A 24,421-nucleotide genomic window follows, 5' to 3' on the forward strand; every position below is an offset into this window, starting at 1 on the left:
CGATGAAGCCGCACGACACGGACACCCAGAACACGGCCCAGGAGGCCGGCCGGCCCGAAGCCGCCAACGATGCCGCCGCGCAGCCCGCCCACGACTTCGCCGCCCATGATCCGATCGCGGCCCTCGAGGCCGAGCGCACGGACATGAAGGACAAGCTCCTGCGGACCTTGGCCGACATGGAAAACCTGCGCCGCCGGACGGAGCGCGAGATTGCCGACGCCCGCACCTACGGGGTCGCCAATTTCGCCCGCGACATGCTCAACGTGGCCGACAACATCCGCCGGGCGCTGGACAGCGTGCCGGAGGAGGCCAAGGCCTCCGCCGAGGGCGCCTTCAAAGGCCTGATCGAGGGCATCGACCTCACCGAGCGGGACCTGCTCAAGGTTCTGGAGCGCCACGGCGTCAAGAGGCTCGACCCGCAGGGTCAGAAATTCGATCCGAACCTGCATCAGGCCATGTTCGAGGTGCCCAATCCCGATGTGCCCAGCGGCACGGTCGTCCAGGTGGTCCAATCGGGCTACGTCATCGGCGAGCGCGTCCTGCGCCCCGCCATGGTGGGCGTGGCCAAGGGGGGCCCCAAGATGGCGCCTGCCAACGGCGCTCCCGGCGACGCGACCGGATCAGCGGCTTCCTAGCCGCTGCTTCCTCGTCCGTCGCGGATGCTCTAAAGACATCCGGCTGCCGGCCCCCGGCACGCCGGATTTCTCATGTCTGGAGCCGCCCGTGCCGATTGTGAGCGTCATTCCCTTCGAGGCGATCGGCGTCGCGGTCTTCGCCCTCACGGGCGCCCTCGTGGCGGCCCGCAAGGGCATGGACCCGTTCGGCTTCGCGCTGCTGGCCATCGTGACGGGGATCGGTGGGGGCACGATCCGCGACCTCCTTCTCGGCATTCGTCCGGTCTTCTGGGTGCAGGACCCGAGCGACGTGCTCGTGTGCATCGTCGTGGCCGAGATCGTCTTCGCCCTCGGCCCCAAGCGCGTAACGGCGCTGGAGGGCGGACGCCGGGCCCGGCTCCTCCTCTGGGCCGATGCCCTCGGCCTGGCGCTCTTCGCCGTGATGGGCACCGCCAAGGCGCTCTCGGTCGGCGTGCCCTTCCTGTCGGCCATCGCCATGGGCACCATCACGGCCACGTTCGGAGGCATCATCCGCGACCTCCTGGCCGGCACGACGCCTCTCGTGCTGCGCCAGGAAATCTATGTGACCGCCGCGGCCCTCGGGGCGGGCGTGATGGTGGCCCTGCGGGGGCTGGGCCTCGACCCGACCCTTGCGGCGGTGGCCGGCTTCGCCGCCGGCCTGGGCCTGCGGGCCCTCGCCATCCTGCGCGGCTGGTCCTTGCCCACCTTCCCGCGTCGAGACTGACAGGTCCGAGCTTGACCGTGATGACGGCATAACATAAAGACATAAAGAATTCTTTATGTCTTTATGTGAGTGCCATGCCGATCGATCCCGTCGCCACTCTGCTCTTCACCGCGGCGGCCGTCATGCTGCTGGGTTCCCCCGGCCCCGCCATCGCGGCTCTCGTGGCGGTCGGACGACGGCAGGGACTGGTGGGCGGATTGCGGTTCTACGGGGGCCTGCAGGCGGGTCTCGCCGTGGCGGCGGGCGCGAGCGCACTGGGACTCGCTTCCGTCATCGCGGCCTTTCCAGTGGCGGTGATCGCTATGACGGCGGTGGCGGCCGCCTACCTGGTCTATCTCTCGTACAGGATCGCGACGGCCCCGGTGGGCCCTGGGGCGAGCGCGGCCGGCTCGGGATTCGCCGCGACGCCGCTGGGCGGCTTCCTCCTCGGCCTCTCGAACCCCAAATCCTACGTGGCCTTCCTGGCCCTGATGGGCTCTTCCTCGATCGTCCCGGCCAGCGCGTTCTCGGATGCCGCGCTCAAATGGACCCTGTGCGTGCTCGTCATGGTCGTGGTCGACGTTGCCTGGCTGTGGCTCGGCGTCATCGTCCAGAAAGCGAACCTGCGGCCCCGGACAGAGCGGGCTCTCAACATGGTCATGGGGGGCACGATCCTGCTGACGACGGGGCTCGCCTTCCTGTGAAGCGCCTCAAGGATTCATGTCCACGCTGTCGATGACGGTGCGGAACCGCGGCAGGTTCGAGTCGCGCTGGTCGGGCCGGGTCATGCCCACCATGCGCACATAGCGGTCGGGCTCGAAGCGGATCGTCTGCGTGACGATCATGGGCTGGTTCGTGGCCGCATCGGTCGCCTTGGCGACGATCTCGTGCCAGTCCTGGCCCTTGAGCCGGAACGACTCGGAGCGCTCGACCGAAATGTCCTTCAGGATGCGGTTGGCATTGAGGGCGGCTTGCGCGAACTGGCGCTGGCGCTCGGGGGATTGCGGCGGAGGCTGCAGGGACGCGGCCAGGATCATGACGGGCTGCTCGACGCCCTTCACGGTGTCCTTCGGGCCTTCGGTAAACAGGATGGAGTTGCCCGCCAGGACCCGCACGGGCCGGAAACCGGCCCGGTCGTTGATCCGGAACGGCAGGGCGGAGACCTGCTCGTCCATGGAGATCGGGCCGCGCAGGGACACGCTCTTGAGAGCGTCGCGCATCTGGGCGTCCGAATAGCCGTCGCCGCCGCCCGCCACCTGGGCGATGAGGAGGGCTGTCAGGCCCTGGTCCTTCACGGCCAGAACCCATTTGCGTCCCCCGGACGGCCCCAGGAGGCTGCCGGAGATCAGCAGGGCCTGACGCCCGTCCACCCGGATGGTCTCGCGGCTCTTCACGTCCATGCCCTGGCCCTTCAGCGCCGTGTTGGACAGGCCCGTGACGAGTTCAGGGTAAGCGGCGGCGGGCATCTCCACGAAGCTGATCCCGGCCGCCCGCTCGGGGTTCTCGAAGCCGGAGAACCGCCGCGACGGCACCATGTCCTTCGGCGGCACGATCCCGATCCGCGAGGCCGGCGGATAGACGGGTTCGGCCGCGGCCGACGGCTGGAGGGACGCGATCAGGCCGAGCACTCCGATCAAAAATCCTTTCAGGCCCAGGCGTTTCATGGGAAGCTCCAAATCATCTCAATCCGTCCCAGCGATCAAACCGGCTTTTTCACCTTGCGCAAGGTGAGATTGAGCCGTCCACCCTGGGGCAGAAGGTCCGAACTGCCCGCCATCAAGCGGTCGATCCCGTGATGGATGAGGCGGGCGGGCCCGCCGAACACGATCGCGTCGCCCGAGCGCAGGCGCACGGAGCGGGTCGGGTCGCGGCGGTCGAGGCCGCCATAGCGGAACAGGGCCGTGTCGCCGAGCGACAGGGACACGACGGGCGCGTCGAACTCCTCCTCGTCCTTGTCCTGGTGCAGGCCCATCCGGGCCGACGGCTCGTAGAAATTGATCAGGCAGGCATCCGGCGGCAGCGCATAGCCGCTCAGCGCGTTCCAGGCCTCCAGGGCAACCGGTGGGATCGCGGGCCACGGTTCGGCCGTGTCCGGATGGTCTGCCTGGTAGCGGTAGCCCTGTACGTCGGAGACCCAGCCGAGAGGCCCGCCATTCGTCATGCGAACGGAAAACGGCTTGCCGGTGCGGGGCATGCGGGGCGTGAAGAGGGGCGCCTGCCGGGTGACGGCCCGGACCTCGTCCAGCAGGGCTTCCTGGGCGGTCCGGCCGAGATAGCCCGGATGATAGACGAGACCGGGCGCGAGGGTGAGGCTCGCCGGGAGGCTCGTGGGATGGCTCATGAGGTGGCTCCTGGGGCGTGCTTCGGGTGATCCGGGGGCTTGGGAGCGTCCGGGTCCGCGCCTGGATTTACTCTCCAGCAGGCCGGAATTCCAGGCCGGCCCTCAGGTGGGGCTGCCAGGGCCGGACTCAGGCCGCACGACCGCGTGGCGCCCCCGCATGGCAGGAATGCAACACGCGATGGAGTCTCCCCAATCGGTGAAGTTCCCCGCAAACATCGTCTTGCGGCGGCTAAAACGCCTTCTTATATCAGCGCCAGATCGGGACCGCCCCTTTTGGGCAGCCCTGTCGTTTCGTTCAACCCACAGCCATGGGCCGGGCCGCTTCGGGGCTCGGCGGTCTGCTTGAAAGTGAGGGATCCCGCCATGGGTAAGGTCATTGGTATCGACCTCGGCACCACCAACTCCTGCGTCGCTGTCATGGAAGGCACGACGCCCAAGGTCATCGAGAATTCCGAAGGCGCGCGGACGACTCCGTCCATCGTGGCCTTCACGGACGAGGGCGAGCGCCTCGTCGGCCAGCCGGCCAAGCGCCAGGCGGTCACGAATCCCGAGCGCACGTTCTTCGCCATTAAGCGCCTGATCGGGCGCACCTTCGACGACCCCATGACCAAGAAGGACATGGGTCTCGTTCCGTATCACATCGTGAAGGGCGCCAATAACGACGCCTGGGTCGAGGCCGACGGCAAAACCTACTCGCCCTCGCAGATCTCCGCCTTCACCCTTCAGAAGATGAAGGAGACGGCCGAGTCGTATCTGGGCCAGCCCGTCACGCAGGCCGTCATCACGGTTCCGGCCTACTTCAACGACGCCCAGCGTCAGGCCACCAAGGACGCCGGCAAGATCGCCGGCCTCGAGGTCCTGCGCATCATCAACGAGCCGACCGCCGCGGCCCTGGCCTACGGCCTGGACAAGAAGCAGACCGGCATGATCGCGGTCTACGATCTGGGCGGCGGCACCTTCGACGTGTCGATCCTCGAGATCGGCGACGGCGTCTTCGAGGTGAAGTCCACCAACGGCGACACCTTCCTGGGCGGCGAGGACTTCGACAACCGGATCGTCGAATATCTGGCGGCCGAGTTCAAGAAGGAGCAGGGCATTGACCTGACGAAGGACAAGCTCGCCCTTCAGCGCCTGAAGGAAGCGGCCGAGAAGGCCAAGATCGAGCTGTCCTCGGCGGCCCAGACCGAGATCAACCTGCCGTACATCACGGCGGATGCGTCCGGTCCCAAGCACCTGGCCCTGAAGCTCTCCCGCGCCAAGTACGAGTCCCTCGTGGACGATCTGGTGCAGAAGACCATCGAGCCGTGCCGCAAGGCCCTTAAGGATGCCGGTCTCTCGGCGGGCGACATCAACGAGGTCGTTCTGGTCGGCGGCATGACCCGCATGCCGAAGATCCAGGAAGTCGTGAAGTCGTTCTTCGGCAAGGAGCCCCATAAGGGCGTGAACCCGGACGAGGTCGTGGCGATCGGCGCCGCCATCCAGGCGGGTGTGCTCCAGGGCGACGTCAAGGACGTGCTGCTTCTCGACGTGACCCCGCTGTCGCTCGGCATCGAGACGCTGGGCGGCGTGTTCACGCGCCTCATCGACCGCAACACCACGATCCCGACCAAGAAGAGCCAGGTCTTCTCCACGGCGGAGGATAACCAAAACGCCGTGACGATCCGGGTCTTCCAGGGCGAGCGCGAGATGGCGGCGGACAACAAGCTGCTCGGCCAGTTCGATCTGATGGGCATTCCGCCGGCTCCCCGCGGCATGCCGCAGATCGAGGTGACCTTCGACATCGACGCGAACGGCATCGTGAACGTCACCGCGAAGGACAAGGCTACCAACAAGGAGCACCAGATCCGCATCCAGGCGTCCGGTGGTCTGTCCGATGCCGACATCGAGAAGATGGTCAAGGACGCGGAGGCTCACGCCGAAGAGGACAAGAAGCGCCGTGAGCTGGTCGAGGCCAAGAACCAGGGCGAAAGCCTGATCCATGCCACCGAGAAGTCGGTGAAGGAGCATGGCGACAAGGTTGGCGAGTCCGACCGTCAGGGCATCGAGACCGCCATCGACGCGCTCCGCCAGGCCCTCAACGGCGAGGATCCGGAAGTCATCAAGGCCCGCACCACGGACCTGATGCAGGCCTCCATGAAGCTCGGCGAGGCCATGTATGCGGCTGCTCAGGCCGGCGAAGCCGGCGGCGATCAGGCCGAGGGCGAAGCCAAGAAGGACGATGTCATCGACGCCGACTTCCAGGAAGTCGACGAGAACGACAAGAAAAAGAGCGCATAACGCTAACGGTAACGTCATCCCCGGGCTTGTCCCGGGGATCTCATATTGAGAGGGCGCCCCTCTTCGTGTGCGATGGCCGGGCCCTCCCGGCCATTCATCTGTCAGGCGATCGGGGCGAGACAGCATGTCCAAGCGCGATTATTACGAAGTTCTCGGCGTCAGCCGCACCTGCACCGAGGTCGAACTCAAGACCTCGTTTCGCAAGCTTGCGATGCAGCACCACCCGGACAAGAACCCGGGCAACGTCGAAGCCGAGATCAAGTTCAAGGAAATCAACGAGGCCTATCAGACGCTCTCGGACGGCCAGAAGCGCGCGGCCTACGACCGCTACGGGCACGCGGCCTTCGCCAATGGCGGCGCGGGCGGACCGGGCTTCGACAACAACTTCTCCGACTTCATGTCGGACATTTTCGAGAATTTCTTCGGCGAAGGGCAGCGCCGGGGCGGCGGGCGGGCGAGTTCGGGCCGCGAGCGCGGCGCCGATATGCGCTACAACCTGGAAATCTCCCTCGACGAGGCCTTTCACGGCAAGAACGCCGAGCTCAAGATCCCGACGGCCGTGACCTGCGAGGTCTGCTCCGGCACCGGCGCCAAGGCGGGGTCCAAGCCGAAACCCTGCCCGACCTGCGGCGGCGCGGGCCGCGTGCGCGCCCAGCAGGGCTTTTTCTCCATCGAGCGCACCTGCCCGAACTGCCATGGGCGCGGCGAGATCATCGACGATCCGTGCCAGGGCTGCGGCGGCGCGGGCCGCGTGACGCGCGAACGCACCCTCTCCGTCAACATCCCGGCAGGCGTCGAGGACGGCACCCGCATCCGCCTCGCGGGCGAGGGCGAAGCCGGTCTCCGGGGTGGGCCGCCCGGCGATCTCTACATTTTCCTGAGCCTCAAGGCGCATCCGTTCTACCAGCGCGACGGGGCCGACCTGTTCTGCCGCGTACCGGTCTCCATGGTGACGGCGGCCATGGGCGGCGAGTTCGATGTGCCCACGATGGACGGTTCGGACGCCAAGGTGAAGGTGCCCGAGGGCACCCAGTCCGGCAAGCAGTTCCGCCTGAAGGGGAAGGGTATGCCGGTGCTGCGCTCGCGGGACGTGGGCGACCTCTACATTCAGGTTGTTGTGGAAACCCCACAAAACCTCACCAAGCGTCAGCGCGAGCTTCTAATGGAGTTCGACGGGGAGTGCTCCAAGGAAAACCACCCGGAAAGCTCGGGATTTTTTTCCCGGGTCCGCGAATTCTTCGACGGCCTGAGTGGATCCCATTAGCTTGACGGTCGTTTTCCTTAAGCTCTAAAGAACCTGTGTGATCCGCTGAAGGGGTCCTTCTCAGTGCTGCAGTCGTTCCAACGGCCCACGGCCCGCAAATTGCCCCTCGGCAAGGACCGGTTCCAAGACGAAGCCCGGTTTCTCCGCTCCTGGCTCGAACGCCCCCTGGTGATGGGGTCCGTCACCCCGTCCGGCAAGGCCCTGGCCCGCACTATGGCGGCCTATGTGGATCCGCGCATTCCCGGCCCGATCCTGGAGCTGGGCCCCGGCACCGGTCCGGTCACCGAAGCCCTCATCCGGCGCGGCGTGGCCCAGGACCGTCTCGTGCTGGTGGAATTCAGCCCGGACTTCTGCCAGCTGCTCAAGCGCCGGTTCCCGAAGGCGACGATCATCCAGGGCGATGCCTACGATCTGCACGAGACCCTCTCGGGCCTCCTCGAAGAGCCTGCGGCCGCTACCGTGTCGAGCCTGCCGCTCTTCACCAAGCCCATGGACCAGCGCCTCGACCTGCTGGAGGCCGCGCAATCCATCATGCACCCGCATGCGCCCTTCATTCAGTTCACCTACGCGGTGGTGCCGCCGATCCCGGCCCGCTCCGACGCCTACAAGACCCGCGCCTCCGGCAGGATCTGGCGCAATCTCCCCCCGGCCCGTGTCTGGGTCTACAACAGGAAGTAAGTCATGAGCGCCGCGATATCCCTTCATCCAGGCCAAGCGACCATGGGGGATATGCGTGACAGGCTCATCATCGGCCTCGACCTGCCCACCGTGGAGCAGGCGCGCGAAGCCGTCTCCCGCATCGGCGACGCCGGGACCTTCTACAAGGTCGGTTACCAACTCGGCTACGCGCCCGGCGGCTTCGACTTCGTCAAGGAACTGGTGGATGGCGGCAAGAAAGTCTTCTTCGACCTGAAGCTCCACGACATCGGCAACACGGTCGAGGCGGGTGCCCGCGCGATCTCGCGCTTGGGCGTGACCCTGCTGACCGTCCATGCCTATCCCCAGACCATGCGGGCCGCCATGGCCGGCAAGGCCGGATCGTCCCTCAAGATTCTCGCCGTGACGGTGCTGACCTCCTATGACGAGGCCGACCTTGTCGAGGCAGGCTACGCCGCCGGATCCCCCGCCGCCCTCGTGGCCCGCCGCGCGGCTCAAGGACGCGACATCGGCGTCGACGGCATCGTCTGCGCGGCCACGGAGGCCGCCGACGTGAAGGCGATCCTCGGACCCGACCGCCTCATCGTGACCCCCGGCATCCGGCCCGCAGGGGCCGAGGCAGGCGACCAGAAGCGCATCGTCACCCCCGCCGAGGCCCTGCGCCTGGGTGCGACGCACTTGGTCGTGGCCCGCCCCATCGTGGGAGCCGCCGACCCACGCCGGGCCGCCGAGGCCATCGTGGACGAGATGGCGGGCGTTTCCTGATACATGCCGATCATCTCGATCTTCTATGGTATCACCATCAGTATGTATTTCGGTGATCACCCTCCGCCGCATTTGCATGCCGAATACCAAGGCTCGGAAGCCTTGATCGGAATTTCTGATGGCGAGATCCTGAGAGGCCGCCTCCCGAAAACGGCGTAACGCCTAGTTCGTGATTGGATCAGTTTGCATCGGGAGACACTGATGGCTAACTTTGATCGCGTGCAGGACTACCAACATCCGCAGCAGATTGCAGGGCTCGACGATGACGCTCATTAAGGTAGTTTCAGTCCAGCCGCTCGACGGATACCGGCTGGCGCTTGAGTTCTCGGATGGATCCAAGGGTGAGAAAGATCTGACATCTCTCGTCCTCTGGGACCGTGCAATCCTCGCCGAACTGCGCGATCCCGCCGTTTTTAGCTCTGTTTTTCTTCAGCGTGGCGCGCCGACCTGGCCGAATGGCTTCGACCTGGCTCCGTGGGCGCTTCATGATGACCTCACGGGGCAAAATGCGCTGATGCGGCCCTCGCGTGTGGCATAAGTCGATTAAAATTCCCTGATGCGCTATCCCAGAACACTTTTCCTGGCCGCCTCCTTCCTTGCGGCCAGTCCCGCACTCGCCCAAACCTGCACCATTCTGTCCGATGCCGAGACGGGTCGCATTCTGGTGCAGCAGGGGCCGTGCGACACCCGCAACAGCCCGGCTTCAACCTTCAAGGTGCCGCTCGCCGTGATGGGCTTCGATTTCGGCATCCTGCAAAACTCTCAGGTGCCCGCCTGGCCTTACCGGGCCGAGTACAGGGCTTGGAACGACGCCTGGAAGCGGGCGATCGACCCGCAGGCGTGGCTGCGCGATTCCGTGGTGTGGTACTCGCAGGAACTGACACGCCGGCTCGGCATGGAGCGTTTCCAGCGATACGTGGACGCCTTCGGGTATGGAAACCGGGACCTGTCCGGCGATCCGGGTCGAAACAACGGCCTGACCCATGCATGGCTTGGCTCCTCCCTGACGATTTCGCCCCTCGAGGAGGTGGCTTTCATGCGCCGCCTCGTGCGGGACGAGCTTCCCGTCTCCAAGGACGCGCAGGCCAAGACCCGCGCCGCCATGCCGGAATTCTCCACCTCCGACGGCTGGAGGGTGCGCGGCAAGACCGGGAGCGGCTTCGGGCGCGGGTCCGGCGGAAAGCCCGACCGGACCAAGCCCTTCGGCTGGTTCGTCGGCTGGGCCGAAAAGGAGGGCCGTACCGTGGTATTCGCCCGGCTCATCAAGAGCGACGTGAGGGTGAAGGACTATCTCGGGCCCCGCACCCGCGACGGCCTGCTGGAGGACTGGCCCGCTCTCGTGCCTGCCCGCTAGGCCGGGCCGCAATCCAAGCTTGACGGATCCGCCCCGCTGGCGTTCCGTTCCGCCATCGTTTTACGGAGGAATCGCCATGCCGAAGGGCTACGTCATCGCCCGCGTCACCGTCACCGATCCCGAGGCCTATGCCGAATACGCCAAGGGCGCCACGGCGGCGATCAAGCAATATGGCGGCCGTCCGCTGGTGCGCGGCGGCGCCCACGAGGCGTTGGAGGGTGAGGCGAGGCCGCGCAACGTCGTGATCGAGTTCGATACGGTCGAGCAGGCCCGGACCTATTACCATTCGCCCGAATATCAGGCCGCCAAGGCCAAGCGGGACGGCGCCTGCGTGGCGGAGTTCGTGCTGGTGGAAGGAGCCGAGTGATGGCGAAGGGCTACTGGATCGGCCGGGTCGACGTCACCAACGAGGACCAGTACCGGCGCTACGTGACCGGCAACGGACCGGCTTTCGCGAAGTTCGGCGGCCGGTTCCTCGTGCGGGGCGGCTCCTATACCATCGGCGAGGGCGATGCCCGCGCCCGCAACGTGGTGATCGAGTTCCCGTCCTACGAGGCGGCCCGTGCCTGCTGGGATTCGCCGGAATACCAGGCCGTCAAGGCGCTGCGGGACGGTCACGCGGTCGCCGACATCATCGTCATCGAGGGCTATGACGGACCGCAGCCCGCCTGACGGGTCATCTTTCCTCGCATCGTCAACGCCGCTATACGGGGCCGACATCCAGGGAGACAGCCTATGACGGAGATGCGGCTCGTAGTGGTCGGCGCGGCCGGGCGCATGGGGCGTATGCTCATCAAGGCGGTATCCGAGATCGAGGGCTGCCGCCTCGCCGGCGCCATCGAGCGGGAAGGCTCGCCGGTCCTGGGCCAGGATGCGGGCGTCCTCGCGGGCCTCCCGCCCCTGGGCGTCGCGGTCACGGACGATCCGCTGCCGGTCTTCGCCGCCGCGGACGGTGTCCTGGATTTTACGGCGCCCTCCGCCACCACGGGCTTCGCCGCCCTGGCCGCCCAGGCGCGCATCGTCCACGTCATCGGCACCACGGGCCTGGGCGAGGACGATTTCACCCGGCTGGAAGCCGCCGCCCGACATGCCCGCATCGTGCAGTCCGGCAACATGTCGCTCGGTGTGAACCTGCTCGCGGGCCTCGTGCGCAAAGCCGCGGCGACGCTGGGCGACGACTGGGACATCGACATCCTGGAAATGCACCACCGCATGAAGGTGGACGCTCCCTCCGGCACCGCGCTTCTCCTCGGAGAGGCCGCCGCGCAGGGCCGGCGCGTGGCGCTCAAGGAGCGTTCGGTGCGCGTGCGGGACGGCCATACGGGCGCGCGGGTGCCGGGCGATATCGGTTTCGCGACCTTGCGCGGCGGGTCGGTGGTCGGCGAGCACACGGTCTATTTCGCCACCCAGGGCGAGCGTCTCGAACTCACCCACCGGTCCGAGGATCGCGGCATCTTTGCGCGCGGTGCCGTCAAGGCGGCGCTCTGGGCCTTCGACAAGAAGCCCGGCTACTACACCATGACGGATGTGCTGGACCTGAGCGAATAGCGAATGGTGAGGGGCGAGTGGTTCTTTCCGCCTCGCCGCCTCCGCGCCTCCGCCCACCCCCATTCGCTATCCGCCACTCACCATTCGCCCATCAATCGGAGTTTGACCCCCATGGATCGCCTTCTCGTCCTTGCCCGCCACGGCCAGAGCGACTGGAACCTCAAGAACCTGTTCACCGGCTGGAAGGACCCCGGCCTGACGGAACTCGGCGTGGAGGAGGCTCGCAACGCGGGCAAGCGCCTCAAGGCCATGGGCGTGGAGTTCGATGTCGCCTACACGTCGGTTCTGTCCCGCGCCCAGGAGACCTGCCGGTTGATCCTGGAGGAGATCGGCCAGCCGAATCTCGAGACGATCCGGGACGTCGCCCTCAACGAGCGCGATTATGGCGACCTGTCGGGCCTCAACAAGGACGACGCCCGCGCCCGCTGGGGCGAGGAGCAGGTGCATATCTGGCGCCGGTCCTACGACGTGCAGCCCCCCGGTGGTGAGAGCCTGAAGGATACGGTGGCCCGCGTGCTGCCCTATTACGTGCAGGAGATCCTGCCCCGCGTCATGCGCGGCGAGCGCGTTCTGGTGGCGGCCCACGGCAATTCGCTCCGGGCCCTCGTCATGGTGCTCGATGGCCTGACGCCGGAGACGATCCCGACCATGGAACTCGCCACCGGCATCCCCCTGGTCTACCGCCTCAAGGAGGACACGACCGTGGCGGACAAGAAGGTGCTGGAGGCGTAACGGCTTCCAGCCTAAGCGCGACCTCATCCTAACGAGCCGCGTCAACGGCGTCTCGAACACCCTGACCTCATCCTGAGGAGGCCGTCAGGCCGTCTCGAAGGAGGGCTCCAGCGGAGCGGATCCGGTGCAAACTGGACCATCCTTTGAGACGAGCCTGCGGCTCCCTCAGGATGAGGTCGAGACGCCCGCCACGCGGGCCCTCAGGATGAGGCTTCGGCCCGCTTTCTAAAATCCCCGCTTCACGTCCGACAGGGCGCGCCCGAACGCATCCGCGAGGCTCTCCCGCTCCGGAGGCGAGAGGTCGCGGGCGATCACCACGCTCTGGCCCCGGGACGACAGGGACAGACGCTGCAGGCCGAACTCGTCGTCGATCTCACGATCCAGGCGGGTCCAGAGCGGGTTGAAGCGCCATTCCCGCGCCTCGCCCCGGTGCGTGACCTTGCGGACCAGGACTCGGATCGGGGTCAGCTCCAGGATCTCGAAGGACTGGCCCTGCCGGAAATTGATCCGGAAGGCGAGGTAGAGCCCCAGGAAATCGAGGCCGAAGAAGCCCGCCACGGGCCAGAACCCCATGACGATGAACGGAATGCTGGCCACGACCGAGCACAGGCAGACCAGGATCATGACGATCTTGAAGCCCTGGGGGCCGAGCGACCGATGCGGCCGGATCACGGCCGAGAACACGGGCGCGTCCTGGTGCCCCGCCGGATCCGATGCTGCCTTGCCGCTGTCCATGGACCGATTATAACGCATCCATGTCCGATCTGAAGCGGGCTCCCCGCCGCACACCCAAGCCATCCGCGAAACGCTCCGCCAAGGGTCCACCCCTCGCGGGAGTGAAGGTCAAGCGCGCCTCAACTCCCAAGCCCGTCGACCGCAAGACGATGATGGAGATCTTCCGCCGGTTCGAGGAGGCCAACCCGCACCCGGAAGGCGAGTTGAACTACCGCAACCCTTACACCCTCCTCGTGGCGGTGGCTTTATCGGCCCAGTCCACGGATGTAGGCGTCAACAAGGCGACAGCGCTTCTCTTCCCACTGGCGGACACGCCCCGGAAAATGCTGGATCTGGGCGAAGAGAGGCTGAAGGAGTGCATCAAGACGCTCAACTTCTTCAACACCAAGGCCCGCAACGTCATGGCGACGGCCCGGCTCCTGGTGGACGAGTTCGGCGGCGTGGTGCCGCCCTCCATCGAGGTGCTGGAGACTTTTCCGGGAGTTGGGCGCAAGACCGCGAGCGTCGTGGTCAACATCGCCTTCGGGATCCCGCGCATCGCCGTGGACACGCACATCTTCCGGGTGGCGAACCGCATCCCCCTCGTGGTCACGAAGACGCCCAACGACACCCAGGCGCCGCTGGAAGCCCTGGTGCCGCCCGAATACGCGCTCCACGCCCATCACTGGCTGATCCTGCACGGGCGCTACGTGTGCAAGGCGCGCAAGCCCGAGTGCTGGCGCTGCCCCATCAACGACCTGTGCCGCTATCCCGACAAGACCGCGCCCTAGGGCCCGTCAGCCGAAGATCAGCAATCCGGCCAGGCCGGCTGTGCCCAGGATGATCCGCCACCAGGCGAACGGCGCGAAGCCGTGGCTGGAAATGTAGTTCAGGAACGTCTTCACCACGAAGAGCGCCGAGATGAAGGCCGCCACGAAGCCGATGACGATGGCCGTGACGTCGTCGCTCGATAGGGTTTTGTAGTTCTTGAGCAGGTCGTAGGTGAAGGCGCCCGCCATGGTGGGCATGGCGAGAAAGAACGAGAACTCCGCCGCCGACCGCTTGTCGGCCCCCATCAGCATGGCGCCCACGATGGTGGCGCCCGAGCGCGACACCCCCGGCACCATGGCCAGGCATTGGACGAAGCCGATCTTGGCGTACATGGGCAGCGGAAACTTCGTGGCGTCCGTCTGCGTGACCTTGAGCGGGAAGCCGTCCACCAGCAGCAGCACGAAGCCGCCCGCGATGAGGGTCATGCACACGATCCAGGGGTTGAACAGCACGTCCTTGATGAAGCCGTGCATCACCGCCCCGATGGCCGCCGCCGGCAGAAAGGCGATGAGCACGCCGAGCACGAAGCGCCGGGCGTCCGGACTGGACGGCAGGGCCTTCGCGATCGCCCACAGCCGCCCCCAATAGGCGAGCAGGATCGCCAGGATGGCGCCGAGCTGAACCAGCACCTCGAAGGTCTTCCCGGTCGATTCGAACCCGAGGAAATGGCCGATCAGAAGAAGATGGCCCGTCGACGAGACGGGAAGAAACTCGGTCAATCCCTCGATGAAGCCGAGGAAAAGCGCCTGGAACGTTTGAATCATTGCTTGAATATCCCCAGCCCCGCGCCAGATCGGAAAGCTCTGCCCCAAATCCTCCCGCAAATCATCCGGAAAGAAGGTTTAGTGTCGTGCATGGCTGGCGCCTCCCGCTTGCGCCGGGCACATGAGATTCACCAAAACCCCTTACCCTCCGTTAACGGAACGCGGCCTTATTCTCGCCGCCAGCGTCGCATCTGACAAAGCATATGCTCATCCTCCATCACTATCCCTTTTCGCCGCACTCCCGGTTCGCCCGTCTGGTTCTGGCCGAAATGGGCCTGGGTCCCGAGACGGTGGAGGAGAAGCCCTGGGAGCGGCGCGTTCCCTTCCTGGAGATCAATCCCGCCGGACACATTCCCGTGCTAGTGGACGAGAACGGCCTCGTGGTTCCAGGCGCGGGGGTGCTGGCCGAGTACCTCGACGATACGCGGGGCGAGCGCCTCGGCGACCGGCGGCTGATGCCGGGGCACCCGGCCGTGCGCATGGAGGTGCGGCGGCTGATGGATTGGTTCCTCGTGAAGTTCCACGAGGAAGTTTCCGATTACCTCGTCACGGAAAAGATCTATAAGCGCTTCATGCCGCCGGATCTCGGCGGCGGACCGCCTGACATGAACGCCATCAGGGCCGGGCGGGCCAATATCCGGTATCATCTGAAGTATATCGGCTATCTGATCGCGACGCGGAACTGGCTGGCCGGCGACCAGATGACCTATGCGGATCTGGCGGCGGCAGCCCATCTGTCGGTAGTGGATTATCTCGGCGACGTGCCATGGGACGAGGACGAAACAGCGAAGCATTGGTACGCCCGGATCAAGTCCAGGCCGTCCTTCCGCGCGCTGCTGGCGGACCGGGTCGCCGGGATGGCGCCGGCGAGCCATTACGACGACCTGGATTTTTAAGCGCTCGGTGGGAGATATCCCCCAGCCTCAACCTAACGAAAATCGCTAGATTCGGCTCGAGACCTCATCCTGAGGGAATGGCGAAGCCATTCGTCTCGAAGGATGGTCCAGTCCGCACCGGAAGCACTCCGCTGAAGCCCTCCTTCGCGACGCGGCTTTGCCGCTCCTCAGGATGAGGTCGGGAGATAGGCATGAGCGCGCTTCGACACGCTTCCGATCTGTCCCAAACAGCTCTCAGTGAGAAGCTGAAGCGCGCCTTCGTGGAGCGGGCGAAGGCGCTCGGCTTCGACATGGTGCGGGTCGCCCGGCCGGATTCGACGCCGCTCGCTCCGGTGCGCCTGCAGGCCTGGCTCGACCAGGGCCACCACGGGTCCATGGACTGGATGGCCGAGACGGCGGAGCGGCGCGCCTCCCCGCAAGCCCTCTGGCCCGAGGTCAGAAGCGTCATCCTGCTCGGTCTCAATTACGGGCCGACCGAAGACCCGCTGGCGGCGCTGGCGCTCAGGGACCGGGCCTCGATCTCGGTCTATGCCCGCAACAGGGACTATCACGACGTCATCAAGGGCAAGCTGAAGGAGGTCGCGGGCTTCCTGGCGGTGCGGGCAGGCTCGGACGTGAAGGTGTTCGTGGATACCGCTCCCGTGATGGAAAAGCCCCTGGCGGAGGCGGCGGGCCTCGGCTGGCAGGGCAAGCACACGGTGATCGTCTCGCGGGAGTTCGGCAACTGGCTGTTCCTGGGCGCGATCTTCACCACCGCCGAGCTGCCCGCCGACGCGCCGGAGCGCGACCATTGCGGCTCCTGCCGCCGCTGCCTCGATGCCTGCCCGACGAACGCCTTCCCGGCACCCTACCAACTCGATGCACGCCGGTGCATCTCGTATCTCACCATCGAGCACAAGGGCCATATCGCGCCGGAGTTGCGCCCCGGCATCGGCAACCGCATCTTCGGCTGCGACGATTGCCTGGCGGTGTGCCCCTGGAACAAGTTCGCGCAAGCGGGCCGGGAGGCGAAGCTCCAGCAACGCGACGACCTGGCGGCCCTGCCGCTGGCCGAATTGGCGCGCCTGGACGATGCGGCCTTCCGGGCGCGCTTTTCGGGAACGCCGATCAAGCGCACGGGCCGGGAGCGGTTCATTCGCAACGTGCTCATCGCCATCGGCAATTCCGGCGAACCGCGTCTCGCCCGGGAGGCGCTGGCTCTCCTGGACGACCCGTCGCCGCTCATCCGCGCCATGGCGGTCTGGGCGCTGGGGCGGCTGGCGCCCGGTGAGGTCGCGGCCCTCGCCGACGGCCGCCGCGAATCCGAAACCGATCCCGATGTGCGGGCCGAGTGGCGGAATGTCCTCGCCGACACCATGGAGACCATCCCTTGAAGCTGTTCGTCTTCGGCCTGGGCTACACGTCCCAGGCCTTCATCGCGCGGTATCGCGACCGGTTCACCACAATCGCCGGCACCGTCCGCGCGGCCGAGAAGGCCGCGCGTCTCTCCGGCAAGGGTATCCACGTCCATGCCCTGGAGAACGCCGACAAGGCAGCACTTCTACGCGATTTCCGTGAGGCCGACGTGCTTCTGGTCTCCGCCGGGCCGAGTCCGGACGGCGATCCTTGCTTGGCCCGGTTCGGTGGTGAATTGGCGAAGTCCCGGATGCACTGGATCGGCTATCTGTCCACCATCGGCGTCTACGGCGACCACGGCGGCGGCTGGGTCGACGAGACCACGCCCATCGCGCCAGCTACGAAACGGGCCAAGGAGCGCATCGCCGCCGAGAAGGCTTGGCTCGCGGCCGGGCGCGAGACCGGCAAGGCGGTGCAGATCTTCCGGCTCGCGGGCATCTACGGCCCCGGCCGCAACGCGCTGGTCAATCTGGCCCAGGGCAAGGCAAGGCGCATCGTGAAGCCCGGCCAGGTCTTCAGCCGCATCCATGTGGACGACATCGCGGCGGTGCTCATGGCCTCCATCGAGCATCCCCGTCCGGGAGCGGTGTACAACGTGGCCGACAACGAATCAGGCCCGCCCCAGGACGTGATCGCCTATGCGGCGGAGCTGGCAGGTATCGAACCGCCGCCGGAAATTCCCTTCGAGAAAGCCGACATGACCCCCATGGCGCGGGAGTTCTACGCCGACAACAAGCGCGTATCGAACCGGCTCATCCGCGAGGAGCTGGGCGTCAAACTCATCTTTCCGACCTATCGCGAGGGCTTGAAGGCCTTGCTGGCGGAAGGTGAGGGCGGTTACGCCGCGTGACGGTTCGCGGCGGGGCCGAAATGGTCGATGTAGCGCGGATTGATGCGTGAGACCGGCAGGATCACCAGCACGTCGGTGGTGCCGAATTGCGGGTCGACCACCGCGCCGCGTCCGAACCCGGCGCCGAGGCGCAGATAGCCCTTGATCAGGGGAGGCAGGGCCCTCAGGGCGGCCTTCTGGTCGATGGCGTGCTTCGGCAGCATATCCATGGGGGTGTAGAGTTCGGGCCGGGCGCTCGCGTGCCACTCGCCCTCGGCGCCCGCGAAATGGTGCAGGAAGCTCAACGGCAGGGCGAGGTCTTGCGGTTCGGTGCCCTCCAGGCTGGCGCAGCCGATCATCACGTCGATGCCGTGGTGGAGCACGTAGGTCCAGATCCCGTGCCAGAGCAGTTCCACCGTGCGCTTGTTGCGGTAGGGCTTGAGGACGCAGGAGCGGCCGAGTTCCAGGAAGTTCAGGTTCGGATGGGCCCGGATAAGGGGCGCGATGTCGTACTCGCCCGCCGTGTAGAAACCCTGATGGCGATCCGCCACGTCCTGGCGCAGAACCCGATAGGTGCCCACGACCTTGGGCTTGGCGGTCCGGAAACGGCCGGCTTGCACGTCGTGGTCGAGAACCAGAATGTGGTCGCAAAGCCTGTCATAGGCATCCACGTCCCGCTGCACGATCCGGGCGGCGGCTGAGGGCTCGGCTGACATTTCCTTGTAGAAGACGTCGTAGCGCAGGCGCTGGGCTTGCCGGATCTCGGACGTCGAGGTCGCAAGCCTGACCTCCAGGGCGCCGATGCGCCCCAAGACCACATCGAGGCTGCCATAGTGGCGAACGGTCTTGGAAAAGCCTGACCAGACCCGAACGGGCGGGACGAAAGGCCCTCGTCCAGGCGGAGGCGTCGGGCTGGGAGTTGAGGCGGTCGATCCGAAGGGGAGCATGGAATCCTCGCACGGCACCGGCGCGTCTTGCGCTTGGGCTGCTTGCAGAAGACGGTAGGGCCTGCTCCGGGACATAGCTCACAACTGGAACGCTTTTGTGACAGCGTATCCCATCATAACGGGATCCGATCAAGACAAGAGCTTGTGCGGCTAAGGAAAAGCCGTTTTCAATGGCTCCGGAGAGGGCCGTTCAGGCGGCGACGGGCCGCCGATCCGCATAGGCCCGGTAGGAGAGCGCCTCGGCCACGTGGAGGCGCCGGACCTGGGCTTCGCGGTCGAGATCGGCCAGGGTCCGGGCCACTTTCAGAACCCTGTGGAAACCCCGCGCCGACAGGCGCATGGCCTCGGCCGCGTCGCGGATCAGGGACAGGCCCTCGGCGTCGGGCTGGGCCACCTGTTCCAGGAGCGCGGGCGGGCATGCCGCGTTGGTGGTCACGCCGTCGAGGTCAAAGGCCCCATAGCGCTCTGCCTGGATCTGCCGGGCGCGGGCGACGCGAAGCGCGACCTCGGCCGATCCCTCCTGCGGCGGCGGCAGGATCAGATCGGCAGCCGTGACGGCGGGCACGTCGATCACGAGATCGATGCGGTCCATGAGGGGGCCCGAGATGCGGGCCTGATATTGGGCGATGCAGCGCTCGTTGGGCTGGCGACGGCAGACATAGCCCGGCTCCGTGGCCTGACCGCAGCGGCAGGGGTTCATGGCGGCCACGAGCTGGAAGCGCGCCGGATAGGTGACACGATGATTGGCCCGCGCGATCAGGATCTCGCCGGTCTCCAGGGGTTGGCGCAGGGAATCGAGCACCTGGGGCTGGAACTCCGGCAGCTCGTCCAGGAACAGCACCCCGTGATGGGACAGCGACACCTCACCGGGCCGGGCGTTGATCCCGCCACCCACGAGAGCCGCCATGGAGGCCGAGTGGTGCGGCGCCCGGAAAGGACGGCGGTTCGACAGGGCGCCTTCCGCGATCAGGCCTGCCACGGACTGGATCATGGAGACTTCCAGGAGCTCGCGCGGGGAGAGGGGCGGCAGGATCGACGGCAGGCGCTGGGCCAGCATGGATTTGCCAGCACCGGGCGGGCCGGTCATGGCGAGGTTATGCGCACCCGCCGCCGCGATCTCCAGGGTGCGCTTGGCGCTCTCCTGCCCCTTGATGTCGCGCAGATCCGGCAGCGAGCCCGAGGGCGGCATGATGGCGGGTTCGGGCCGTGCCATCACCTGGGTGCCCTTGAAGTGGTTGGCGAGCTGGATGAGCGAGCGCGGCGCCATGATGTCGAGGTCGGCGCTCGCCCAAGCGGCCTCGGCCCCGCAGGCAGCCGGGCAGATCAGCCCGTTGTCACGCTCGTTGGCCGCAATCGCCGCGGGCAGCACGCCAGCCACGGGAGTGATCGACCCGTCGAGGGCAAGCTCCCCCAGAACCGTGTAGCCGTTCAGCGCATCCGCCGGGATCGCCCCGATGGCCGCCATGACGCCGAGCGCGATGGGGAGATCATAGTGACTGCCCTCCTTGGGCAGGTCGGCCGGTGCCAGATTGACGGTGATGCGCTTGGCCGGAATGGCGAGGCCCGACGCGATCAGGGCCGAGCGCACGCGCTCGCGGGATTCGGCCACCGCCTTGTCCGGCAGGCCCACGATCATGAAAGCCACATTGCCGGGAGCGATCTGAACCTGAACATCGACGGAGCGTGCCTCTATTCCCTCGAACGCAACCGTCGCGACACGTGTGACCATCCAGACTCACCCTTAAGCTTCAGGGCGTAACAATATCGCGGTCGAACGGAATGCGATAGTGTTTCGATTGGTTGCTCAAAAGCCTTACGGAATAAGGAGAAATGGAACATTTGACGGCTTGGCCGTATTGTCCTGACGTCTCACGCGCCGGCGATGAACGGAACAGGGAACGGATGCAGGCCAAACCGCACTGGAATCACCCCTTTCAGAACTTCGGCAATATGCTGGAGCGGCTGATGCTTCAGGCGTGTTTGTCGCTTGCCGAAAGCCAGCCTGATGCTGATCAAGACAAAGACTCTTGATCCCGTCTCCAGGCGGTCCGCCAAGACGGCCTCCGCCAATCCCTTTCAAGCCGCTTTCGAGTCCAGCCTGGTGCCGATGCTCCTGCTCGATGCCGGGCAGGCGGGCTTTCCCGTCATCTTTACAAACAAAGCCTTCCTGCGCCTGACGGGACGTCTCGGCAATCGGCTGATGGGCAAACCGTTTCTGGCTGTTCTCGGGACGGCGTCAGGGAGTCCTCTTGCAACGAGGATCGAACAGGCTCTCGGGCAGGGACAGGGCGTTGAGACCGACGTGCAGCAGGCCCGGCGCACCGGCGAGCCGGTATGGTGCCGCCTCGCGATCAGCCCGGTCTCCGATCGATCGAGCATGCCGTTGTATTTCACGGTGTCGTATTTCGACCTGAGCGACCGCCTGCGCGTCGAAGACGAACTGCAGCAATCCCTCGAACGGAAGGCGCTCCTGCTGCGCGAGGGCGAGCACCGGGTCAAGAACAACCTGCAGGTCATCTCATCCCTGGTGCTGCTGATGGCGCGCCGCATCCCGGATCCGAACACCCGTCAGGCTCTGCACAATCTGACCGAACGCATCAGCGCGCTGACGACCGTGCAGCGTCTCCTGTCGAGCCCCGGCGACATGAGCCGCCTCGACCTCAAGCCTTTCGTCGCGGAGCTTGCCTCCAACGCGCTCGACCTGTTCCCGCGTGGGCAGGTTCGGCTGGACATGCAGGTGGAAGATCTCGCCATCCCGGCCGCGAAGGCCGTGCCGTTCGCGCTTCTGCTGAATGAAGTCGTCGGCAATGCGGCGAAGCACGCGTTTCCACGAGGCCGCAAGGGCCGTCTTCTCATAGAGGCCAGGCGACAGGGATCCGATCTCGCCGCTCGCGTGACGGATGACGGTGTGGGCATCGATCCGCCTGGTTTCGACCAAGGCTTCGGCCGAATCCTCATCGATACCCTGACACGTCAGTTACGCGGCACGGTGACGTGGTCGGATGCGGGGCCCGGCACGCAGGTCGATATTGTTCTCCCGGTGGACGTGGATGAGCCTGTGCTGAGAGGCTAGAGCCGCGCCTTCAGCCGGTAGAGCGCATCCAGCGCCTCGCGAGGCGTCATCTGGTCGGGGTCGATGGCGTCGAGCGTTTCCCTCAACGGATCCGCCTTGGGCTGGGGCGGCTCGGCGCGGGCAGGCACCGCGAAGAGGGGAAGATCGTCCACCACGGCGCGTTTCGGCCGCTCCCGGTCGGATTTTTCCAACTCGCCCAGGATGACCTTGGCGCGCTCCACCACGGCGGGCGGCAGGCCCGCGAGGCGGGCGACCTGGAGGCCGTAGGACCGATCCGCCGCGCCCGGCACCACCTCGTGCAGGAACACCACTTCGCCGTGCCACTCCGTCACTTTGAGGGTCGCGTTGGCGATGCGCTTCATCCGGTCGGCCAGCGCCGTCAGCTCGTGGAAATGCGTGGCGAAGAGCGCGCGGCAGCGGTTGGTCTCGTGCAGGTGCTCGATGGCCGCCCAGGCGATGGAGAGGCCATCGAAGGTGGCGGTGCCGCGTCCGATCTCGTCGAGGATCACGAGGGAGCGGGAGGTCGCCTGGTTCAGGATGGCGGCGGTCTCCACCATCTCGACCATGAAGGTGGAGCGACCGCGCGCCAGATCGTCCGCCGCACCGACGCGGGAAAAGAGCCGGTCCACGACCCCCATATGCGCTTGCCGGGCGGGCACGAAGGAGCCCATCTGGGCCAGCACCACGATGAGAGCGTTCTGGCGAAGATACGTGGACTTGCCGCCCATATTGGGGCCGGTGATGAGCAGGATGCAGCCGGCATTCTCGCCGGACAGATCGGAGTCGTTGGCGATGAAGGGTGTGCCGTCCTTCTTGAGCGCCGCCTCCACCACCGGATGGCGCCCCCCCTTCACCGTGAAGGCGAGGCCTGCATCGACGGTCGGGCGCACCCAGTCGAGGCGCGTCGCGAGATCGGCGAGCGCCGCCGTCACATCCACCACGGCGGTGGCTTCGGCGGCGGATGCGATGGCGGCGGAAAGGCCCACAAGCTTCTGGGCCATGTCCTCGAACACGCCCAGCTCGATCCGGAGTGCCCGGTCCGCCGCCGAGGCGATCTTGGATTCGAGGTCTCCCAACTCCACGGTGGAAAAGCGCATGGCGCCCGCCATGGTCTGGCGGTGCACGAAGGTGGCCTTCCAGGGCTCCTTGAGTAGGTCCTCTCCCACATTCTGCGGCACTTCCACGAAGTAGCCGATCATGTGGTTGTGCTTGACGCGAAGCGTCTTGCAGCCCGTCTCCGTCGCATAGCGGGTCTGGAGGGCCGCGATGAAGCGGCGGGAATCCTGCTGGAGCTCGCGCAATTCGTCGAGGTCGGCCAGGAAGCCCGCCCGGATGAAGCCGCCGTCGCGCTTCATGAGGGGCAGCTCGTCGGCCAGCGCCCCCGCCAGCTCGTCCGCGACGGCGGTCTCCAGGGATTGCAGGCGGGCTCCGGCCTCCGCCAGTTCCTGAGGCAGGCCCGGCGTGATGGCGAGTTCGAGCCCCAGGTCGCGGGCCGCGAACAGGCCGTCGCGGACGCAGGCGAGGTCCCGGGGTCCGCCCCGGCCCAAACCAAGGCGCGAGAGAGCGCGGGCGAGGTCGGGAGAGCGTTTCAGGATGCCCCGCAGCCGGTCGCGCAGGGTGGCGTTCTCGACCAGATGCGCCACCGCATCCTGGCGGCGGCGGATCATGGCCGGATCGGTCAGCGGCCCGGCCAGCCGCTCCGCCAGGAACCGGGCGCCGCCGGGCGTCACCGTGCAGTCGATGGTGGCGAGCAGGCTGCCGGACCGCTCTCCGGCAAGAGTCCGGGTCAGCTCAAGGTTCGCCCGCGTGGCCGCGTCGATGGCGAGCGCCGCACCGTCGGAGCCCCGCGCGGGCGGGTTGAGCACCGGGCGGCTGTCGAGCTGGGTCTTCTCGATGTAGAACAGGGCCGCGCCCGCCGCCGCGATCTCGGCACCGCTGAAGGACCCGAAGGCGTCGAGCGTCGAGACCCCGAAGTAATCCCTCAAGCGCCGCTCGGCGGAGGCCGGATCGAGCCCGTCGCGGGAGAGCGGCGTGATGGCGATCCGCGTTTCGCGCCAGAAGGAGGCCAGCTCGGGGTCGTCGTAGACGACGTCCGGCACCAGGATCTCGCGGGGCTCGAAGCGGGCGATCTCGGCGGGAAGGCCGGGGCCGTCCGTCTCGCTCACCACGAAATGACCCGTGGAGATATCCACAGCCGCGAGCCCGTAGCACCAGGCCGTGTCCGAGGCCCGGCGGCGGGAGAGGGCCAGGAACAGGTTGGCGCGGCCGGGCTCCAGCAGCCGGTCCTCGGTGATCGTGCCCGGCGTGACCAGGCGCACCACGTCCCGGCGCACCACGGACTTCGCGCCGCGCTTCTTGGCCTCCGCCGGATCCTCGGTCTGCTCGCACACGGCCACCCGGTGGCCGAGGCCGATGAGGCGCTGGAGGTAGTCGTCGGCCCGCTCCACGGGCACGCCGCACATGGGAATGTCCTGGCCCTGGTGCTTGCCCCGCTTGGTGAGCACGATCCCCAGCGCCCGGCTGGCGATTTCGGCATCCTCGAAGAACAGCTCGTAGAAATCGCCCATCCGGTAGAACAGCAGGCTGTCCGGGTTCGCGGCCTTGATCTCGATATACTGCGCCATCATGGGCGTGACGCGGGTCTCCGCCGGGGCGGGCTGGCTATCGGGACGCGGGGACAGGGCTTGAGAGGTCAT

General features: G+C 66.7%; 27 protein-coding genes. 19 read left to right on the forward strand and 8 right to left on the reverse strand.

All coding sequences use genetic code 11. The features are described 5' to 3' along the window. The first annotated feature begins 2 nt into the window (after positions 1-2). The 3 genes from grpE to ILT42_RS13510 all read left to right on the forward strand — a co-directional run bounded on the left by grpE (position 3) and on the right by ILT42_RS13510 (position 2,042). Positions 3-635 carry a nucleotide exchange factor GrpE gene (grpE, locus tag ILT42_RS13500; RefSeq protein WP_204216131.1) on the forward strand — a complete coding sequence of 211 codons (633 nt, stop codon included), beginning with the start codon at positions 3-5 and terminating at the stop codon, positions 633-635. A gap of 94 nt (positions 636-729) precedes the next feature. Continuing rightward, positions 730-1,359, forward strand: a complete 630-nt coding sequence (locus tag ILT42_RS13505) for a trimeric intracellular cation channel family protein (RefSeq protein ID WP_324617737.1) — start codon at positions 730-732, stop codon at positions 1,357-1,359. A gap of 74 nt (positions 1,360-1,433) precedes the next feature. Next, positions 1,434-2,042: a LysE family translocator gene (locus tag ILT42_RS13510; RefSeq protein ID WP_204216133.1), complete on the forward strand. Its 609-nt coding sequence runs from the start codon at positions 1,434-1,436 to the stop codon at positions 2,040-2,042. A 6-nt stretch (positions 2,043-2,048) separates the two neighbouring features. On the opposite strand, the gene ILT42_RS13515 is transcribed toward ILT42_RS13510, so the two are convergent. Both ILT42_RS13515 and ILT42_RS13520 read right to left on the reverse strand, forming a co-directional pair. Further along, entirely contained in the window at positions 2,049-3,002 is a 954-nt protein-coding gene (locus ILT42_RS13515) for a hypothetical protein (protein ID WP_204216134.1), read from the reverse strand. Between the two features lie 35 nt (positions 3,003-3,037). Next, a complete protein-coding gene (locus tag ILT42_RS13520) occupies positions 3,038-3,679 on the reverse strand; it encodes an alpha-ketoglutarate-dependent dioxygenase AlkB family protein (protein WP_204216135.1) in 642 nt (213 codons plus the stop codon). Between the two features lie 363 nt (positions 3,680-4,042). Between ILT42_RS13520 and dnaK the strand changes: the two genes are divergently transcribed. The 11 genes from dnaK (at position 4,043) to ILT42_RS13575 (ending at position 12,276) form a co-directional block, all read left to right on the forward strand. Continuing rightward, positions 4,043-5,956: a molecular chaperone DnaK gene (gene dnaK / locus ILT42_RS13525; protein ID WP_204216136.1), complete on the forward strand. Its 1,914-nt coding sequence runs from the start codon at positions 4,043-4,045 to the stop codon at positions 5,954-5,956. Positions 5,957-6,080: 124 nt separating this feature from the next. Next, a complete protein-coding gene (gene dnaJ, locus ILT42_RS13530) occupies positions 6,081-7,220 on the forward strand; it encodes a molecular chaperone DnaJ (RefSeq protein WP_204216137.1) in 1,140 nt (379 codons plus the stop codon). Positions 7,221-7,283: 63 nt separating this feature from the next. Continuing rightward, positions 7,284-7,898 (forward strand): class I SAM-dependent methyltransferase, encoded by a 615-nt coding sequence (locus tag ILT42_RS13535; RefSeq protein ID WP_204216138.1) that lies wholly within the window; start codon positions 7,284-7,286, stop codon positions 7,896-7,898. A gap of 42 nt (positions 7,899-7,940) precedes the next feature. Further along, positions 7,941-8,642 (forward strand): orotidine-5'-phosphate decarboxylase, encoded by a 702-nt coding sequence (gene pyrF, locus ILT42_RS13540; RefSeq protein WP_229428663.1) that lies wholly within the window; start codon positions 7,941-7,943, stop codon positions 8,640-8,642. A gap of 3 nt (positions 8,643-8,645) precedes the next feature. Then, the gene (locus ILT42_RS13545; RefSeq protein WP_204216140.1) at positions 8,646-8,801 is read left to right on the forward strand and encodes a DUF4160 domain-containing protein; all 156 of its coding nucleotides are present in this window, start codon (positions 8,646-8,648) and stop codon (positions 8,799-8,801) included. A 103-nt stretch (positions 8,802-8,904) separates the two neighbouring features. Further along, entirely contained in the window at positions 8,905-9,180 is a 276-nt protein-coding gene (locus ILT42_RS13550; protein WP_204216141.1) for a DUF2442 domain-containing protein, read from the forward strand. Positions 9,181-9,198: 18 nt separating this feature from the next. Next, the gene (gene blaOXA, locus ILT42_RS13555; protein ID WP_204216142.1) at positions 9,199-9,996 is read left to right on the forward strand and encodes a class D beta-lactamase; all 798 of its coding nucleotides are present in this window, start codon (positions 9,199-9,201) and stop codon (positions 9,994-9,996) included. Between the two features lie 76 nt (positions 9,997-10,072). Then, complete coding sequence (locus ILT42_RS13560; protein ID WP_204216143.1) at positions 10,073-10,363, forward strand: DUF1330 domain-containing protein; 291 nt, start codon at positions 10,073-10,075, stop codon at positions 10,361-10,363. Further along, positions 10,363-10,668: a DUF1330 domain-containing protein gene (locus ILT42_RS13565; RefSeq protein WP_204216144.1), complete on the forward strand. Its 306-nt coding sequence runs from the start codon at positions 10,363-10,365 to the stop codon at positions 10,666-10,668. Before ILT42_RS13560 ends, ILT42_RS13565 begins: the two co-directional genes overlap by 1 nt. Before the next feature lie 72 nt (positions 10,669-10,740). Further along, on the forward strand, positions 10,741-11,544 hold the full coding sequence (gene dapB, locus ILT42_RS13570) for a 4-hydroxy-tetrahydrodipicolinate reductase (RefSeq protein ID WP_229428665.1): 804 nt from the start codon (positions 10,741-10,743) through the stop codon (positions 11,542-11,544). Between the two features lie 111 nt (positions 11,545-11,655). Next, a complete protein-coding gene (locus ILT42_RS13575) occupies positions 11,656-12,276 on the forward strand; it encodes a 2,3-bisphosphoglycerate-dependent phosphoglycerate mutase (protein WP_204216146.1) in 621 nt (206 codons plus the stop codon). Positions 12,277-12,501: 225 nt separating this feature from the next. On the opposite strand, the gene ILT42_RS13580 is transcribed toward ILT42_RS13575, so the two are convergent. Further along, entirely contained in the window at positions 12,502-13,029 is a 528-nt protein-coding gene (locus tag ILT42_RS13580) for a DUF2244 domain-containing protein (protein ID WP_204216147.1), read from the reverse strand. Between the two features lie 2 nt (positions 13,030-13,031). Here ILT42_RS13580 and nth point away from each other — a divergent pair, with 2 nt between their 5' ends. After that, on the forward strand, positions 13,032-13,781 hold the full coding sequence (nth, locus tag ILT42_RS13585; RefSeq protein WP_229428622.1) for an endonuclease III: 750 nt from the start codon (positions 13,032-13,034) through the stop codon (positions 13,779-13,781). A 6-nt stretch (positions 13,782-13,787) separates the two neighbouring features. On the opposite strand, the gene ILT42_RS13590 is transcribed toward nth, so the two are convergent. Next, positions 13,788-14,585 (reverse strand): undecaprenyl-diphosphate phosphatase, encoded by a 798-nt coding sequence (locus tag ILT42_RS13590; RefSeq protein ID WP_204216148.1) that lies wholly within the window; start codon positions 14,583-14,585, stop codon positions 13,788-13,790. A 203-nt stretch (positions 14,586-14,788) separates the two neighbouring features. On the opposite strand from ILT42_RS13590, the gene ILT42_RS13595 reads away from it, so the two are divergent. The 3 genes from ILT42_RS13595 (at position 14,789) to ILT42_RS13605 (ending at position 17,726) form a co-directional block, all read left to right on the forward strand. Further along, positions 14,789-15,481, forward strand: a complete 693-nt coding sequence (locus tag ILT42_RS13595; RefSeq protein WP_204216149.1) for a glutathione S-transferase family protein — start codon at positions 14,789-14,791, stop codon at positions 15,479-15,481. Between the two features lie 191 nt (positions 15,482-15,672). After that, the gene (gene queG, locus ILT42_RS13600) at positions 15,673-16,854 is read left to right on the forward strand and encodes a tRNA epoxyqueuosine(34) reductase QueG (RefSeq protein ID WP_204216150.1); all 1,182 of its coding nucleotides are present in this window, start codon (positions 15,673-15,675) and stop codon (positions 16,852-16,854) included. Then, a complete protein-coding gene (locus ILT42_RS13605; protein WP_204216151.1) occupies positions 16,851-17,726 on the forward strand; it encodes an SDR family oxidoreductase in 876 nt (291 codons plus the stop codon). The genes queG and ILT42_RS13605 overlap by 4 nt, the downstream gene beginning before the upstream one ends. Here the strand turns inward: ILT42_RS13605 and ILT42_RS13610 are convergent. The 3 genes from ILT42_RS13610 to ILT42_RS13620 all read right to left on the reverse strand — a co-directional run bounded on the left by ILT42_RS13610 (position 17,714) and on the right by ILT42_RS13620 (position 20,668). Further along, positions 17,714-18,652, reverse strand: a complete 939-nt coding sequence (locus ILT42_RS13610; RefSeq protein ID WP_204216152.1) for a GNAT family N-acetyltransferase — start codon at positions 18,650-18,652, stop codon at positions 17,714-17,716. The genes ILT42_RS13605 and ILT42_RS13610 overlap by 13 nt on opposite strands. Before the next feature lie 190 nt (positions 18,653-18,842). Then, on the reverse strand, positions 18,843-20,381 hold the full coding sequence (locus ILT42_RS13615; protein ID WP_204216153.1) for a YifB family Mg chelatase-like AAA ATPase: 1,539 nt from the start codon (positions 20,379-20,381) through the stop codon (positions 18,843-18,845). A 140-nt stretch (positions 20,382-20,521) separates the two neighbouring features. Beyond that, positions 20,522-20,668, reverse strand: a complete 147-nt coding sequence (locus ILT42_RS13620; RefSeq protein ID WP_204216154.1) for a hypothetical protein — start codon at positions 20,666-20,668, stop codon at positions 20,522-20,524. On the opposite strand from ILT42_RS13620, the gene ILT42_RS13625 reads away from it, so the two are divergent. Then, a complete protein-coding gene (locus tag ILT42_RS13625) occupies positions 20,658-21,725 on the forward strand; it encodes a sensor histidine kinase (RefSeq protein WP_204216155.1) in 1,068 nt (355 codons plus the stop codon). The two genes, ILT42_RS13620 and ILT42_RS13625, sit on opposite strands and share 11 nt — an antisense overlap. Here ILT42_RS13625 and mutS read toward each other — a convergent pair. Next, a complete protein-coding gene (gene mutS / locus ILT42_RS13630) occupies positions 21,722-24,421 on the reverse strand; it encodes a DNA mismatch repair protein MutS (protein WP_204216156.1) in 2,700 nt (899 codons plus the stop codon). The genes ILT42_RS13625 and mutS overlap by 4 nt on opposite strands.

The sequence above is a fragment of the Microvirga pudoricolor genome, from assembly GCF_016892705.1.
GTDB classification, from domain to species: domain Bacteria; phylum Pseudomonadota; class Alphaproteobacteria; order Rhizobiales; family Beijerinckiaceae; genus Microvirga; species Microvirga pudoricolor.

Bases quoted from the DNA above. Each gene is read 5' to 3' on its own strand.
- ILT42_RS13510 (WP_204216133.1), top strand. From the start codon at position 1,434: ATGCCGATCGATCCCGTCGCCACTCTGCTCTTCACCGCGGCGGCCGTC.
- ILT42_RS13565 (WP_204216144.1), top strand. From the start codon at position 10,363: ATGGCGAAGGGCTACTGGATCGGCCGGGTCGACGTCACCAACGAGGAC.
- ILT42_RS13515 (WP_204216134.1), bottom strand. From the start codon at position 3,002: ATGAAACGCCTGGGCCTGAAAGGATTTTTGATCGGAGTGCTCGGCCTG.
- blaOXA (WP_204216142.1), top strand. From the start codon at position 9,199: ATGCGCTATCCCAGAACACTTTTCCTGGCCGCCTCCTTCCTTGCGGCC.
- ILT42_RS13560 (WP_204216143.1), top strand. From the start codon at position 10,073: ATGCCGAAGGGCTACGTCATCGCCCGCGTCACCGTCACCGATCCCGAG.
- ILT42_RS13545 (WP_204216140.1), top strand. From the start codon at position 8,646: ATGCCGATCATCTCGATCTTCTATGGTATCACCATCAGTATGTATTTC.
- ILT42_RS13550 (WP_204216141.1), top strand. From the start codon at position 8,905: ATGACGCTCATTAAGGTAGTTTCAGTCCAGCCGCTCGACGGATACCGG.
- ILT42_RS13625 (WP_204216155.1), top strand. From the start codon at position 20,658: ATGCTGATCAAGACAAAGACTCTTGATCCCGTCTCCAGGCGGTCCGCC.
- dnaJ (WP_204216137.1), top strand. From the start codon at position 6,081: ATGTCCAAGCGCGATTATTACGAAGTTCTCGGCGTCAGCCGCACCTGC.
- ILT42_RS13595 (WP_204216149.1), top strand. From the start codon at position 14,789: ATGCTCATCCTCCATCACTATCCCTTTTCGCCGCACTCCCGGTTCGCC.
- ILT42_RS13575 (WP_204216146.1), top strand. From the start codon at position 11,656: ATGGATCGCCTTCTCGTCCTTGCCCGCCACGGCCAGAGCGACTGGAAC.
- ILT42_RS13580 (WP_204216147.1), bottom strand. From the start codon at position 13,029: ATGCGTTATAATCGGTCCATGGACAGCGGCAAGGCAGCATCGGATCCG.
- mutS (WP_204216156.1), bottom strand. From the start codon at position 24,421: ATGACCTCTCAAGCCCTGTCCCCGCGTCCCGATAGCCAGCCCGCCCCG.
- ILT42_RS13615 (WP_204216153.1), bottom strand. From the start codon at position 20,381: ATGGTCACACGTGTCGCGACGGTTGCGTTCGAGGGAATAGAGGCACGC.
- nth (WP_229428622.1), top strand. From the start codon at position 13,032: ATGTCCGATCTGAAGCGGGCTCCCCGCCGCACACCCAAGCCATCCGCG.
- dnaK (WP_204216136.1), top strand. From the start codon at position 4,043: ATGGGTAAGGTCATTGGTATCGACCTCGGCACCACCAACTCCTGCGTC.
- dapB (WP_229428665.1), top strand. From the start codon at position 10,741: ATGCGGCTCGTAGTGGTCGGCGCGGCCGGGCGCATGGGGCGTATGCTC.
- ILT42_RS13590 (WP_204216148.1), bottom strand. From the start codon at position 14,585: ATGATTCAAACGTTCCAGGCGCTTTTCCTCGGCTTCATCGAGGGATTG.
- ILT42_RS13520 (WP_204216135.1), bottom strand. From the start codon at position 3,679: ATGAGCCATCCCACGAGCCTCCCGGCGAGCCTCACCCTCGCGCCCGGT.
- pyrF (WP_229428663.1), top strand. From the start codon at position 7,941: ATGGGGGATATGCGTGACAGGCTCATCATCGGCCTCGACCTGCCCACC.
- grpE (WP_204216131.1), top strand. From the start codon at position 3: ATGAAGCCGCACGACACGGACACCCAGAACACGGCCCAGGAGGCCGGC.
- ILT42_RS13610 (WP_204216152.1), bottom strand. From the start codon at position 18,652: ATGCTCCCCTTCGGATCGACCGCCTCAACTCCCAGCCCGACGCCTCCG.
- queG (WP_204216150.1), top strand. From the start codon at position 15,673: ATGAGCGCGCTTCGACACGCTTCCGATCTGTCCCAAACAGCTCTCAGT.